The sequence below is a fragment of the Paenibacillus glacialis genome, from assembly GCF_001637205.1.
Lineage (GTDB): Bacteria > Bacillota > Bacilli > Paenibacillales > Paenibacillaceae > Paenibacillus_AQ > Paenibacillus_AQ glacialis.
Window position 1 is genome coordinate 165,720 of the sequence record NZ_LVJH01000017.1, and the last position, 13,996, is coordinate 179,715.

The 13,996-nt window shown below is 42.0% G+C and carries 13 protein-coding genes; all 13 read left to right on the forward strand.

Annotated features, from left to right (window positions below; all coding sequences use genetic code 11):
- Positions 1 to 155 precede the first annotated feature (155 nt).
- The 13 genes from spoIID to PGLA_RS10685 all read left to right on the forward strand — a co-directional run bounded on the left by spoIID (position 156) and on the right by PGLA_RS10685 (position 13,908).
- Positions 156 to 1,496: a stage II sporulation protein D gene (gene spoIID, locus PGLA_RS10625; RefSeq protein WP_084410931.1), complete on the forward strand. Its 1,341-nt coding sequence runs from the start codon at positions 156 to 158 to the stop codon at positions 1,494 to 1,496.
- Between the two features lie 59 nt (positions 1,497 to 1,555).
- On the forward strand, positions 1,556 to 2,293 hold the full coding sequence (locus tag PGLA_RS10630) for a M23 family metallopeptidase (protein WP_068532348.1): 738 nt from the start codon (positions 1,556 to 1,558) through the stop codon (positions 2,291 to 2,293).
- 218 nt (positions 2,294 to 2,511) lie between these two features.
- Complete coding sequence (spoIIID, locus tag PGLA_RS10635; RefSeq protein ID WP_068532349.1) at positions 2,512 to 2,799, forward strand: sporulation transcriptional regulator SpoIIID; 288 nt, start codon at positions 2,512 to 2,514, stop codon at positions 2,797 to 2,799.
- Between the two features lie 121 nt (positions 2,800 to 2,920).
- A complete protein-coding gene (gene mreB, locus PGLA_RS10640) occupies positions 2,921 to 3,919 on the forward strand; it encodes a rod shape-determining protein (protein ID WP_169810193.1) in 999 nt (332 codons plus the stop codon).
- Positions 3,920 to 3,986: 67 nt separating this feature from the next.
- Positions 3,987 to 4,871: a flagellar hook-basal body protein gene (locus PGLA_RS10645; RefSeq protein WP_068532353.1), complete on the forward strand. Its 885-nt coding sequence runs from the start codon at positions 3,987 to 3,989 to the stop codon at positions 4,869 to 4,871.
- Between the two features lie 46 nt (positions 4,872 to 4,917).
- Complete coding sequence (locus PGLA_RS10650; RefSeq protein WP_068532354.1) at positions 4,918 to 5,742, forward strand: flagellar hook-basal body protein; 825 nt, start codon at positions 4,918 to 4,920, stop codon at positions 5,740 to 5,742.
- Positions 5,743 to 5,755: 13 nt separating this feature from the next.
- The gene (locus PGLA_RS10655) at positions 5,756 to 5,959 is read left to right on the forward strand and encodes a DNA-directed RNA polymerase subunit beta (RefSeq protein WP_068532355.1); all 204 of its coding nucleotides are present in this window, start codon (positions 5,756 to 5,758) and stop codon (positions 5,957 to 5,959) included.
- Between the two features lie 344 nt (positions 5,960 to 6,303).
- Positions 6,304 to 6,741, forward strand: coding sequence for a 3-hydroxyacyl-ACP dehydratase FabZ (fabZ, locus tag PGLA_RS10660; protein WP_068532356.1), 438 nt, complete (start codon positions 6,304 to 6,306; stop codon positions 6,739 to 6,741).
- 133 nt (positions 6,742 to 6,874) lie between these two features.
- On the forward strand, positions 6,875 to 8,593 hold the full coding sequence (locus tag PGLA_RS10665) for a phospho-sugar mutase (RefSeq protein ID WP_068532357.1): 1,719 nt from the start codon (positions 6,875 to 6,877) through the stop codon (positions 8,591 to 8,593).
- A 175-nt stretch (positions 8,594 to 8,768) separates the two neighbouring features.
- Positions 8,769 to 10,784: a DUF5693 family protein gene (locus PGLA_RS10670; protein ID WP_145939537.1), complete on the forward strand. Its 2,016-nt coding sequence runs from the start codon at positions 8,769 to 8,771 to the stop codon at positions 10,782 to 10,784.
- Entirely contained in the window at positions 10,760 to 11,908 is a 1,149-nt protein-coding gene (csaB, locus tag PGLA_RS10675; RefSeq protein ID WP_068532361.1) for a polysaccharide pyruvyl transferase CsaB, read from the forward strand. The genes PGLA_RS10670 and csaB overlap by 25 nt, the downstream gene beginning before the upstream one ends.
- Entirely contained in the window at positions 11,901 to 12,665 is a 765-nt protein-coding gene (locus tag PGLA_RS10680) for a WecB/TagA/CpsF family glycosyltransferase (protein WP_068532363.1), read from the forward strand. Before csaB ends, PGLA_RS10680 begins: the two co-directional genes overlap by 8 nt.
- A gap of 115 nt (positions 12,666 to 12,780) precedes the next feature.
- Positions 12,781 to 13,908, forward strand: coding sequence for a glycosyltransferase family 4 protein (locus tag PGLA_RS10685; protein ID WP_068532365.1), 1,128 nt, complete (start codon positions 12,781 to 12,783; stop codon positions 13,906 to 13,908).
- The last annotated feature ends 88 nt before the right edge of the window (positions 13,909 to 13,996 follow it).

The window sequence follows — 13,996 nt, forward strand, 5'->3', positions numbered from 1 at the left end:
GCGTTAAAATGCTAAGCATATATATCTTTTTTAAATAGTAAATCTCATTCTCTCTTAAAATGGTTCTATCATATCTTCTGAATTCATATTTATAAAGTAGATAGAGACGATAAGTAATAGACGATTGATGTGAGCGAATGGAGGTTTACCATACAATGAAGGATCCCCGTCAGCAAATAAAAATTTCAATAGAACCATTACGCAAAGAGTTATTGTCCGAAGAAGTGACTCAATCTGTAGCACAAGAGCAGCTCACATTCGTACTGCCACCACAACCAGCTATTCGGAATGTGGAAGAGCATCCTGAAGAGCATAAACAATTGCCGGAGGAAAGAGTTACATTCGGATTAGAGGCAGATAAGGTAGCATCCAATACTGCACGCTTTAACGTACGCCACACACGTCGCGGTTTCGGTCGGTACTTCCATCGGCGCAACAACCATTCAGTGAACCGGCGTGTCCCGTCCGTCATATGGGCTACGGCGGGTATGCTAACACTTGCACTTCTGCTACCGGTAGTCGTAGTGTTGTTTCGTCACCAGCCTGTGCCCCTACCAATACCGGAGCAATCCATAGAGGTGCCTGCTTCCTCAACTCCGTTGGTAGTGGAGGAACAACCCCAGGTAGCTGTATATTTGTCCAAGCTGGGTCAAATTGAGACGCTTCCACTTGAAGACTATGTAGTCGGCGTTGTTGCAGCTGAAATGCCAGCGGATTTCGAGGTCAGCGCACTGACAGCTCAGGCTATTGCAGCCCGAACATATATTGTGCAACGACTATTAGATAATGATAAGAGTGGGGTGCCCGTAGAAGGTGCAGATGTAACAGATACGATTGCCCACCAAGCCTATATATCTACAGAAACACTAGAGAAAGAGTGGAAGAGTAGTGGGAAGTCAACTCAACTAGCTAAGTTGCAGATTGCCGTGAAGAATAGTCGCAATATCGTTATGACGTATAAAGGAAAGCCGATCACTGCGTCCTTTTTCTCTACGAGTAATGGTTATACTGAGAATTCAGAAGATTATTGGAAGACTTCGATCCCTTACTTACGTAGTGTGCCAAGTCCCTGGGATAAAGAGATATCCCCACGGTATAAAGAAACTCTCACGATAAGTAAGAAACAATTTTTAAGTGATTTAGGACTATCGATCGCTATACCAACATTGAAGAATGATAGTTCCTCCCTTAACTCTCTCATTCATATTCTCTCAACAACAGAAGGACATCGTATAAAAGAATTAAATATTGGTGGTGTTACCTTTAGTGGGCGAGAAGTTCGAGAGAAGCTTGGGCTACGTTCAAGCCAGTTCTCCTGGGTGGCTTCAGGCAATGATATTGTCATTACCACATATGGTTACGGACACGGTGTAGGGATGAGTCAATGGGGGGCGAATGGGATGGCCAAGGAAGGGTATACAGCCTCTCAAATTCTGAAACACTATTATACTGGAATAGATTTTCAACAAGTTACTAAACTACTCGCAAAAAAATAATATAAAGAAAAGGTATAAAAGATTTCGTCTCGGTAACAATGGTTACAGAGGTGATAACTATGAATGAACAAAACAAAAATCAATTGAATGGAGAAACTCCTAAACCATTAAAAGGAGGGCCTGTTAACAAGCCATCTTCATGGAAAAGGTTGTTGTCAAAACGCTGGATTTACCCGGCAGTCTATATGGCAGCAGTCGCAATTATACTAACTTTAGTGTGGGTCTATCAGGATTCCAGTCAGAAAGCACTTACTACAGACCCTACTACAGTATCTGATGGCATTGTCACAAAAGATACTGAAGTTGGTATAAACAAGTTGGACCCGGACGCGCTAGAAGTAATTGCTAAGGCGGAACAGATTGCATGGCCCGTAAGTAATGTCAAAGAAGTAAATGTTGTGAAACCGTTCTATGATCCAAAGGGTTCAGATGAGAATCATCAGGAAGCTATGGTTCAATACAAGGATACCTTTGTAACGAACACAGGAGTAGACTTAGCACGTGAGGATGATAAACCGTTTGAAGTCAAAGCGGCGCTTAGTGGTAAAGTCACTCGTGTAGAAAAACACCCATTGATGGGTAACGTAGTGGAAGTCACCCACGCGGGTAACTTTAAGACGGTGTATCAAAGTCTAACGGATACCAAGGTTAAGTTGGGCGAAGAGGTAATCCAAGGAAGTACGATCGCAACTGCTGGACGTAGTGAAATGGAGAGTAGTCTCGGGAACCACCTACACTTTGAGGTATATGAGAACGATGTATTGGTCAATCCTGCGGAATTACTTCCTGTGAAATAAATAAAGAAATTAAAGCAAAGCTAAAGTTCGAAGAAATGCTGAATTAAGCGGAAAAGACAGGGGAAACCCTGTCTTTTTGGTGATTCCGAATGGCATCATAAATAACATGTCCACAAAATAAATGAGCATGACCAAGCTTGTCAAACATCTAAACTGCGAATATATAGGCACGCCCCTCATATAATGTACCAAACTATCCACAGTAGGGAGGCGGGGGCGTGCACGATTACATTAAGGAACGGACGATCAAAATTGGACGTTGTATCGTGGAGACTAAGCAGACAGTCCGAACCATTGCCAAGGAGTTTGGCGTATCGAAGAGTACGGTGCATAAAGATTTAACGGAACGACTGCCTGAGATTAATCCCGATCTGGCTGATCAAGTTAAGCACATTCTCGAATACCACAAGTCAATCCGCCATCTTCGGGGAGGCGAAGCCACCAAAATTAAGTATAAAAAAACAAATAGCAAAAAGAGAGAGACAGTTGGAACAGCAAAGTCGTAAGTTTTAGTTAGATACGGACATTTCCCCGTTGAATCCATCCCCTAAAGTATGATATGTTAAAAGATGGTATAGCGTCGAAAACTGTCTATACCATAAAATAACACTTTGGGGGCTCTTCATGATGTTAAGCAAGGATATTGGAATAGATCTCGGCACGGCGAATGTGCTCATTTACGTCAAAGGGAGGGGTGTGGTTTTAAACGAACCTTCAGTTGTGACGATTGAAAGGGATACCAAGAAAATTCTTGCTGTCGGGGAAGATGCACGTCGTATGATTGGACGTACTCCGGGCAATATCGTGACGATTCGTCCGTTGCGTGATGGAGTCATTGCTGATTTTGAAGTGACTGAAACGATGCTTAAGTATTTTATCGACCGCGTGGGGGGACGTACCTGGTACAGTCGCCCTCGTATCCTCATTTGTGCACCAACCAACATTACTTCTGTAGAACAGAAGTCTATTCGAGAAGCAGCTGAACGAAGCGGAGCTAGAGAAGTATATCTAGAAGAAGAACCTAAAGCGGCAGCGATTGGTGCCGGTATGAATATATATGAGCCGAGTGGTAACATGGTTATCGATATCGGCGGCGGAACGACGGATGTCGCTGTTATTTCTATGGGGGATGTCGTTACCGCTTCTTCTCTTAAAGTAGCAGGGGACAAGTTCGATGAAGCTATTATCAAGTACATAAAGAATAAATATAAGTTGCTCATTGGAGAACGCACGGCTGAAGACATCAAGGTGAATATCGGAACTGTACGTCCTGGTGGAAGTCAGGCTGAGATGGATATTCGTGGAAGAGATATGGTATCTGGACTACCTCTAACGATTACTGTCTCTTCTGGCGAGGTGCAAGAGGCGTTATGGGATCCGATTTCCTCCATTGTCTTAAGCGCTAAATCTGTATTAGAACGTACACCACCTGAGTTGTCTGCAGATATTATAGACAGAGGGGTAATCTTGACCGGCGGCGGAGCGTTATTGAACGGACTGGATGAATTATTGTCTGATGAATTACGTGTCCCTGTATTGGTTGCGGAGGACCCGATGCACTGTGTTGTTAAAGGTACCGGAATTATGCTGGACAATTTAGATAAAGTGATTAAGAAAAGGTTTTAATACACCGATATATACTTTAGAAGCTAGATAATCTTATTTATAGATGTTAGAAAGGGGAATTACCTTCATGATAAGAGGGCTATATACGGCTGCATCTGGAATGATAACACAACAACGTCGCCATGACACCGTGACGCAGAATATTGCTAATATCAATACGATGGGATACAAACAGGTTGATAGTGTAGCACGCTCATTTCCCGAAGTCCTCATTTCTGTTACAGGTGGAGATTCGAACAATAAGAATCGTCAGTTAGGTAAGCTTAATACTGGTGTCTTTATGGAGGAGAGTCTCTCCATGTTCGTACAGGGGGATATTACCGAGACTAATAAGTCAACTGATTTTGCGCTTCAATCTGATTTAACTGTGAATGATCCGGCTACGAGACAACCTATTCCATTTGATGCTAATGGTAAATATGTGGATGAAGACGGAAATACGATATACCAACCGCAATCCTTCTTTACCGTACAGGACGATCAGGGGCAGGTTAGATATACGCGTGATGGGAATTTTAAAGTTAATGCAAACGGGGAGTTGCTTACGTCTACTGGGTTCCAAGTACTAGGGGCGAACAATCAACCTCTTACCATAGCGGGGTCTATCGATAACCTTAAAGTGGATGGACAAGGGCGCATTATAGATATGACTACAGGGATGCCTACGGGCGCTTCATTATCCATAAGCGTTGTAAGTCAGCCTTATGAAATGGTACGAGAAGGTAATGGTGTATTTCGTATAGATAATGAAGATGCTGCAGGTGTCAGATTAAGTGCAATGGGCGATAATATTGATGTGCGGCAGGGTTATGTGGAGCGATCTAACGTGAACTCTACTCAAGCCATGGTGGATATGAATTTAGCCGCGCGAGCATATGAATCGAACCAGAAGGTTATTCAATATTATGATAGAAGTTTGGATAAGGCTGTTAATGAGATCGGTAGAGTATAATAGGCTTATGGAGTGAATTTTGTACTTGAGGAGGTTAGACTAGATCATGAATAACTCTATGATTAGTGCCGCAGTATCTATGAACAGTATGCAGTCGAGGCTCGATCTGATTGCGGATAACATTGCCAACATGGATACGAATGGATATAAACGCAAAGAGAATTCTTTTGAAGACGTGTTGACTCGTGTACAACAGCATCCGAAAGATTTCAAAAGTTCAGTAAGAGCCACGCCACTGGGATATAATTTAGGGTTTGGTGTGAAACTTGCTTCTGTATCAACCAATATGGAACAAGGTGCTCTTCTAAATACGGGGATTCCTACAGATCTTGCGATTGAGGGTAACGGGTTATTCGCTGTAAAGAGCAATGGCGCAGTTGCCTATACGCGTGAAGGTGCCTTTCATTTTGTTCCGGACCCAACCGATGCTGCCTCTATGGTGTTGGTGAATAACGTAGGGGATATCGTTCTTAATCGGACGGATAATCCAATCAAGGTTCCAGCAAATGGAAAAGTGGCGATTGATGCCGAGGGTAAAGTATGGACCTCAAAGGGTAATGAACCAAGGGTACAAGCGGGCCAGATTCAAGTGGTCGAACCTCAAAGACCTGAAGGGTTAGTTCAAATGGATGGGAATAAATTTGTTCTGGCAAACGGTGTAACGATTAATGATGTATTTGGCACAACGAAGACAGATGTGAACTTACCTGAGGGTTTATCTATACGTTCAGGATATCAAGAGAAATCTAATGTGGACTTAACGGTAGAGATGACAGATATGGTTCAGGTTCAACGGGCATACCAACTGATGGCTCGTTCATTAACCTCAAGCGATACCATGATGGGCCTTGCCAACAATTTGCGCGGGTAGGGAGGATCTAATCATGAGTGAGGAACGTAAGCCAACGCAGAAGTCACCAACACCTAGATGGCGAATTGTACTACGGTTCATGATTCCGCTGTTTCTACTACTAGCTTTAATGGGCGGTGTGATCGTAGGTTATGTGATTATAGGTAAGCGAAGTATGAGTGAAGTGTTTCTTTGGGACACGTGGAAACATGTCTTTGATCTCGTATTTGCACCTTAATGATGTTTCATAATGTGAATAATGAGATGAAAAGAAAGAAAACTCCGTTCAATTGGGAGTTTTCTTTTTAGGTTCGATAACTGTATAATGATGGGGGACTAACAAGTCGAAACGGCTATGCCGTCCTGTTTCAAGGAAGGTACCCGTTTTAGCGGAAATATAAGGAATAGAGTATGAAGTGAAACTTATACTTTCTTATATTGGGACAAAAGGACCCTCTTCCATAGACAGTGATTGTCTAAAGGAGAGAGCCCCTTATCTGAACCTCCATGTTCTGCAGAAAATGAAGGATATTACATAGTATTACCGCAACCTATAAAGCTTATTCGAAGGGAGTTTTGTTTGTGTTAGATGTGAATCAGATTCAGGAGATTATCCCGCATAGACCACCATTTTTACTTGTTGATCGTATTATTGAACTTGAGGATGGAAAACGTGCGGTAGGTATTAAGAATGTAACCATTAATGAACCTTTCTTTACGGGGCATTTTCCAGGTTATCCAGTGATGCCAGGAGTTCTGATTACGGAGGCGCTGGCTCAAGTAGGAGCTGTCGCTATTTTGAATGTAGAAAGTAACAGAGGGAAGATTGGATTTCTTGCTAGTCTTGATAATTTCCGCTTTCGAGGTCAAGTAGTACCAGGTGACACGTTAAGATTAGAAGTTGAGATTATTCGTCTAAAGGGAAGCTTTGGTAAGGGTAAGGCAGTTGCTACTGTAGAAGGCAAGGTTGTAGCAGAAGGCGAGATTATGTTTGCATTATCAGATCCTAAAGCTAACTAGTGTCTAAGTGTATTCTTGTAATTATTCCTAACTGGAATTCATCCTAATTAGTATAGATTGAATGAAAGACGAACTCTCATGTTCAATATAATCTTTAGTTCAATCTATATAAAAAAGTGAAGGGGGACTTTACATGTCTCAATTAAGTGAACAGTCCATGAATAACATCGAACAGTGGCTTCAGGATTCATATATCGATGAGGACACTAAGCGGGAACTTCGAAATTTAGAGCAGGAGCCACAGGAGCTAGAGGATCGTTTTTATAAAGATTTGGAATTTGGTACGGGTGGACTAAGAGGCATCATAGGTGCGGGTAGTAACCGTATAAACCGTTATACGATTGGCAAGGCTACGCAAGGATTTGCACAATTTATACTTAAATCTTATGGGAAGGCTGAGGGGAAGCCTTCAGTTGTTATTGCCTATGATTCCCGTCATTTCTCCCCAGAGTTTGCATTGGAAGCTGCTCTTGTTCTTGCTGGTAATGGTATTGTAGCTAAGTTGTTCCCTTCACTTCGTACGACACCTCAACTATCATTTAGTGTGCGTGATTTGGGGGCGACGGGTGGAATTGTCATAACCGCAAGCCATAATCCACCAGAATACAATGGTTATAAGGTGTACAACGCTGAGGGCGGACAACTGATTCCACATGAAGCGGAACAAGTCATTCAATACATTAAAGAGGTCGAGGGCTTCTCGGCTGTGAAGAAGCTAACCCAAGCGGAGGCAGAAGCGCAAGGATTGTTAGTATGGCTTGGTGAAGCAGATGATGACGCATTTATACGTACTGTCGCTCAGCAAAGTATGAACTCAGACCTCATTCGTTCCTCTTTAGGTAAAGATTTCGCAATTGTATATACACCGTTACATGGTACAGGTAATATTCCCGTTCGGAAGACATTTGAAGCCATTGGATTCACTAATGTTCATGTCGTACCAGAGCAGGAACAACCAGATGCAGAATTCTCGACGGTTAAATCTCCTAATCCCGAAGAGCGGGAAGCATTTACACTGGCGATGAAGCTAGGACAAGAATTGGATGCTGATATATTAATTGGGACAGATCCTGACTGTGATCGTATGGGCGCAGTTGTAAAAGATAAAGATGGTAAGTATATCGTTCTTTCTGGAAATCAATCTGGTGCAATTATGATTCACTATCTGTTAAGCCAATTGAAGGAAGCAGGTAAGTTACCGGATAATGGCGTCGTTATCAAGACGATCGTAACGAGTGAGATGGGGGCATCTATCGCACGCCATTATGGAGCAGAAGTGTTAAATACGTTGACTGGATTTAAATATATCGGTGAAAAAATGACTCAGTTTGAACAATCAGGTGAGTATACGTATTTATTCGGGTATGAGGAAAGCTATGGTTACTTAAGCGGGAATTATGCTAGAGATAAGGATGCTGTGCTCGCTGCTATGCTGATCGCTGAAGCGGGAGCTTACTACAAAGGCCAAGGTAAGACTTTATATGATGTATTGGAAGAACTATATGAGCAATTCGGGTATTTCCAAGAAAGATTGGAATCTCGTACATTGAAAGGCAAGGACGGACTTGCACAAATTCAATCGAAAATGACGGATTGGCGGAATCAACCTCCACTTGAGATTGCAGGAGTTCAAGTGAAGGAAGTACTTGACTATTCCATCGGGCTTGATGGCCTTCCGCAAGAAAATGTATTGAAATTCATGCTTGAAGATGGATCGTGGTTCTGTTTACGGCCATCAGGTACGGAGCCGAAGATTAAAGTTTATTTTGCAGTGCGTGGTGAGTCCTTAAATAATGCAGAAGAGCGGATTGTGATGTTGGTTCAAGAAGTGATGTCGCGTGTAGATGCTTAAGAAGTTTGCTAGATAGAATGAACTAAAGACGAACCTTCAAATTCATGATTGTATTAGCAAATATGGATTATGGGGAGTGTATATTTTGGTTCAATCTATATGATAGTTTCAGACCAGATGGACATTCTAATGAATGTCCATCTGGTCTGAAAAAGACATAAGGAGGTACTTGTCAGTGCAGTATAATTGGAAAAAGTGGAGTATATCCTCCCGGAAATGGTTATGGATCTTAGTTATAGTCGGTATTGTTGCGGCTATGCCTGTGGCGTATGATCGTTTCAAGACGGAGACATCCGCTAATCAAGTTGAGTTTGTATTCGATTATCGTGATTTAGTGGACATTGCTTCATATGAAGCACACCCAGTGGATTATATTAATGAACAATTAGATAAGCTGAAAGAGGCTGGCGTGGGCAGTATGGCCATGTTCGAAAGTACGTTAGATGAATTCCAGAAATCACGGCGGATTATGCTCTATAACAGTAAAGATATCGCCAATAAAATGAATCAATCAATTCCTGTAAATGAGAACTTTACGTATATTCTATTTACCAACGAAGAGAATGCAAGAGCGATAACTCCTGTTATTGAGGAGACATACAATAGGCTTGAGATAGCTGTGAAGCCTTGGACCTTTGAGAATCGAAAAGGACTCATCATTGAGACGCCTATAGAGAATGCTATGATGAAGCCGATGCGCTCTGATCCGATTACATTTGATATGCTGCGCAGCAAAGGATTTAACATTGTACCTCGATTGGGAGACAGTCTTCCATATGATCAAGACCATATGGAGAATTTGATTTCCGATTATGAGGCTGCTGGTGTAACACGTATTCTCTTTGAAGGGGAGTCCGTCAAAGGCTACAATGATCAAGAAAGTATGAAGAGCTTGGACGCCTTTGCTGACCTACTTAATGAACATGGTATGGGTATTGCAGCGATTGAGAATTTGAAGAAACCTCAACTGGGTTTTAACAAATTGGCATATGATCTTGACTATAATGTCGTGCGCATATATTCCTTAAGTGAAGGCGATGCTAATCTGAATGTACAGAAGATTGCAGATCGTTTTGCTCTTGCCAGTAAAGATCGTAATATTCGTATGTTTTATTTAAATGCAGCCCCAAGTCGAGATACTTCTAAAGCAATGATTACGAATTCCATAGATAATTTAGTCCGCAGTCTTGCAGAACCAGGTAATGCCATTGAAAGACTCGAGAGCGACGGATTTACAATCGGCCAAGCTAAGGCTTTTGATGTAGCGGAAGCCTCCTATCAACGAATAATGAAGATGATCGTTGTACTTGGTGCGATTGCCTTTGTATCGCTGTTAGTATCCTATTTCATTCCACTACTTACGATCCCTGCTTTCGTGTTCGGGCTGATTGGAAGTGTGGGGCTATTTATTCTAAGACCTTCATTGTTTGAGCAGGGACTTGCTTTACTCGTGGCCATCAGCGCACCAACGGTAGCTATGGTGCTAGCAGTACGTAAGATTAATGAATTAAATGCTAAAACGAATGATATGTTGTTAACTCGTCGATTTGCTCATGCACTGGTCTTGTTCGTGAAGACGTCCATAATTTCTTTAAGTGCTATTCCTTTCGTGGTTGCATTGCTAAATAGTATTACGTACGAATTAGTTCTTAATCAATTCCGAGGAGTAAGCCTACTGCACTTTGGTCCTATTGCACTTACTGCGTTGTATGTTGTCCTTTATCGTGGAGGGAATCTACGTCAGCAATTAAGTACAATCTTACGCAGTCGAATTACTGTACTGGGTGTCATAGTGGTTGGGATTATCGGTGTGTTAGGATTGTATTATTTAAGCCGTACAGGTAACGGTGGTTCAGTAACATCACTTGAAATGTCTTTCCGTACCTTCATGGAGAATACATTCGGTGTTCGACCACGGAATAAGGAATTCCTTATGGCACATCCGTTATTGATACTAGGTGCTTTTATGTCAATTAAGTACCGTAATGCAATTTACATCATGGTCATTGCTGTCATTGGACAATTGTCCATGGTAGATACCTTTGCCCATATTCATACACCTCTCAAAATATCTCTTATCCGTAACCTTCTAGGATTAGGATTGGGACTTGTTATTGGACTTGTGGCAATAGTCGTATGGCAGATTGCAGAAGGGTGTTGGAAACGATGGTCACCACTCCTCAGACGATAGTTATATCGGGGTATTACGGTTATAAGAACAGCGGGGACGAAGCCGTGCTTCAGTCCATTCTGACTGCTTTAGAAGAACAATCTAAGGCAGCGGGAATAAATCTTCAACCTGTTGTTCTCTCTATTGACCCCGAGTGGACCAAGTCAACCTACGGAGTTCAAGCAGTACATCGCATGAAGCTTGCCGAAGTGAGACAAGCTATTAAAAGTAGTTGTGGTCTGATAAGCGGTGGCGGAAGTTTACTTCAAGATGTCACCAGTTCTAAGACGATTCCTTATTACTTGGGTATCATTAAGTTAGCTCAGTGGATGGGCAAACCTACATTTATTTATTCTCAGGGTGTAGGTCCTGTAAGTCGAGGAATGTTTCATTCGATGATTAAATCGGTATTTAAGAAATGTGCCTATATTTCAGTCCGTGATCAAGAATCCGCTGAGTTACTCCGAAGCATGGGATTAAAGGGTCAATCCATTGATATCGTGCCTGATCCAGTGATGGGACTTCATCCTAAGGAACGCAGTGATGTGTTGAATGAACATGTTGAGTATATAAATGAGGATTTACCCGTGATTGGTATCTCTGTCCGGTATTGGGAGAAAGATCGCAAGGAACTCTTGAAGATCGTAGAATCTTTACAAGTGGTCATGCAGAAACAGCCTGTTCATTTGAGATTTCTGCCGTTTCATCTACCGATCGATGTAGAAGCATCACAATACATGATGGATCTTCTTGGTGATGTCTCATCTACAGGGAGTCGCATCACCCTGTGTTCGGATGCGGTTCATCCACAGGACATGTTATGGGAGATTAATCAGTGTCAACTTGTGATTGGGATGAGGCTTCATAGCTTGATCTACGCTGCTAACGCTCATGTTCCGATGATTGGTATCTCCTATGATCCTAAGATTAATCAATTTCTAGAAAGACTTGTACTTCAACCTGTGGGTGATACGTCATCCTTAGAATCGTCTGCATTATCTTCTGAGATTGAACGAATGTTGTTTAACGAAGAGGAGTGGCGGAAGGTTCATGCCACACAAATCGATCAATTGAAGCAAGAAGCACAGGTGCCTGCACAACGAATTGTAGAATATATATCTTCAAAGGTGATTATAAATGAATGATAAATCGTTAAGACAAGTGCCAACTGTCCCTATATTTGGGATCGAAGTATGCAAGTGGGGAATGTCTGATACCGTACAGTATTTAACTGAAGTTATTACATCACGCACACCACATCAGGTTATTACTGCTAATCCTATTATGGTCATGGCTGCAATAAAGGATCCTGAGTATCGATCCGTAATGGAACAGGCAGAATTAATCGTTCCTGATGGAACGGGAGTTGTGTGGGCAGCTAATGTAGGTGGTCAGCCTGTAGCAGAACGTGTTGCAGGGTTCGATCTGCTTCATGAACTAATGGGTGCTGGTGAAAGCGATCACTGGAGAGTATACTTACTTGGTTCCACGTCAGAAGTGATTCAGGAGACAGCGTCGAGGTTACAATTGCAGTATCCAGGAATTATAATCGCAGGTTATCGAGATGGATTTTTTGGTCCAAAGGAAGATGATAGTGTGATTAAGGAGATCAAGGATACTAATCCTGATATTCTCCTCGTAGCACGTGGTGCGGATACTCAAGAACCGTGGATCTTTCGTTATAAGGAACAATTGTCCGTTCCAATCATGATGGGCGTTGGAGGCAGCTTCGACATCATTTCAGGCAAGACGAAACGCGCTCCCAAGCTATTTCAAAAGCTTCGCTCGGAGTGGTTATATCGACTCCTAAGTGAACCGACAAGATATCGCAGAATGCTTGCATTGCCGCAATTCGTAGTTAAAGTCCTCCGCGATAAAGAGAACGTGACAAAACCTAACTAAAATGGGCGAATTAGAGCTAATAACGCGATAAATTGCTTAAATACAGAGTTGGTGTTTATTTTTCGAACGGAGTATAATTCATTCCGTTAGAGAAAATGGAGGTTGAGCACTTAAAATGTTAATGATATCTATCATCGGATTTGTCTTGTCCTTAGGACTGGCACTCTTATTTACGCCTCAAGTAAAGAAATTTGCTTTTAAAGTAGGCGCTATAGATGTTCCTGACGCCCGCAAAGTGCATACGAAAGTTATGCCTCGACTGGGTGGACTCGGAATTTATTTAGCTTTTGTGATTGCTCTTTTATTGGCACTGCCATTCGTAGCGAATGACTTGTCAATCCGGGATACTAATTTTATTAAAGCATTTCTTATCGGTGGAACCATGATTGTACTCATTGGTGCACTGGATGACCGCTTTCAGTTATCGGCTAAATTAAAGTTTGTAGCTCAGATTGCTGCTGCATGTGTCGTGGTTTTTGGATTTGATATATCTGTGAACTTTGTAAATATACCTTTTAATGATACGTACTCCTCATTAGAGAGCTGGATATCCATTCCGCTTACGATCTTCTGGATTGTGGGAGTAACGAACGCTATTAATTTGATTGACGGTTTGGATGGACTGGCTGCCGGCGTGTCCGGTATTGCCATTGGGACGATCCTTGTGATGTCACTGCTTATGGGTAATATGATGATTGCACTACTATGTATGATTTTGCTTGGAGCTATTATTGGATTTCTATTCTTTAACTTCCATCCGGCCAAGATCTTTATGGGGGATTCGGGATCATTATTTCTAGGCTTCTGTCTAGCCATGTTGTCATTGTTAGGATTTAAACAAGTTGCCGTAGTATCGCTCATTACACCATTAATTATTATCGCTGTACCATTATCCGATACATTCTTCGCCATTGTACGTCGTTGGGTACAGAAGAAACCTATATTTGCTCCTGACAAAGGTCATCTGCATCACTGTTTAGGAGAACTAGGCTTCAGTCACCGTCAAAGTGTTCTCATTATTTACGGGATTGCTACTTTCTTTGGAGTACTAGCCGTCATTCAATCATCTGCAGCATTATACGATGCGAACTGGGTTACTTTCGTCGTGATATGTATCATGACCTTCTTCCTACAGATTGGAGCCGAGTTGATCGGACTCATCGGTAAGACGAAGAGACCTTTATTGAATCTCATCGCAAGATTGCGTATGAAAGAAAGTACGGAGACGAGATCGAAATTGTAGTAATTGATTAAGTTCACATCTTTGGATAGAAATATATAATAATGGTTCTCTTATGAGATAGAAGCCTATTAACCTTAATTTGAGGTTA

What these genes read in the sequence shown, in the direction of transcription:
- csaB (WP_068532361.1), top strand. Translation starts at nt 10,760, where the DNA reads ATGGTCACCACTCCTCAGACGATAGTTATATCGGGGTATTACGGTTAT.
- spoIID (WP_084410931.1), top strand. Translation starts at nt 156, where the DNA reads ATGAAGGATCCCCGTCAGCAAATAAAAATTTCAATAGAACCATTACGC.
- PGLA_RS10630 (WP_068532348.1), top strand. Translation starts at nt 1,556, where the DNA reads ATGAATGAACAAAACAAAAATCAATTGAATGGAGAAACTCCTAAACCA.
- PGLA_RS10655 (WP_068532355.1), top strand. Translation starts at nt 5,756, where the DNA reads ATGAGTGAGGAACGTAAGCCAACGCAGAAGTCACCAACACCTAGATGG.
- PGLA_RS10665 (WP_068532357.1), top strand. Translation starts at nt 6,875, where the DNA reads ATGTCTCAATTAAGTGAACAGTCCATGAATAACATCGAACAGTGGCTT.
- PGLA_RS10645 (WP_068532353.1), top strand. Translation starts at nt 3,987, where the DNA reads ATGATAAGAGGGCTATATACGGCTGCATCTGGAATGATAACACAACAA.
- mreB (WP_169810193.1), top strand. Translation starts at nt 2,921, where the DNA reads ATGTTAAGCAAGGATATTGGAATAGATCTCGGCACGGCGAATGTGCTC.
- PGLA_RS10650 (WP_068532354.1), top strand. Translation starts at nt 4,918, where the DNA reads ATGAATAACTCTATGATTAGTGCCGCAGTATCTATGAACAGTATGCAG.
- PGLA_RS10685 (WP_068532365.1), top strand. Translation starts at nt 12,781, where the DNA reads ATGTTAATGATATCTATCATCGGATTTGTCTTGTCCTTAGGACTGGCA.
- PGLA_RS10680 (WP_068532363.1), top strand. Translation starts at nt 11,901, where the DNA reads ATGAATGATAAATCGTTAAGACAAGTGCCAACTGTCCCTATATTTGGG.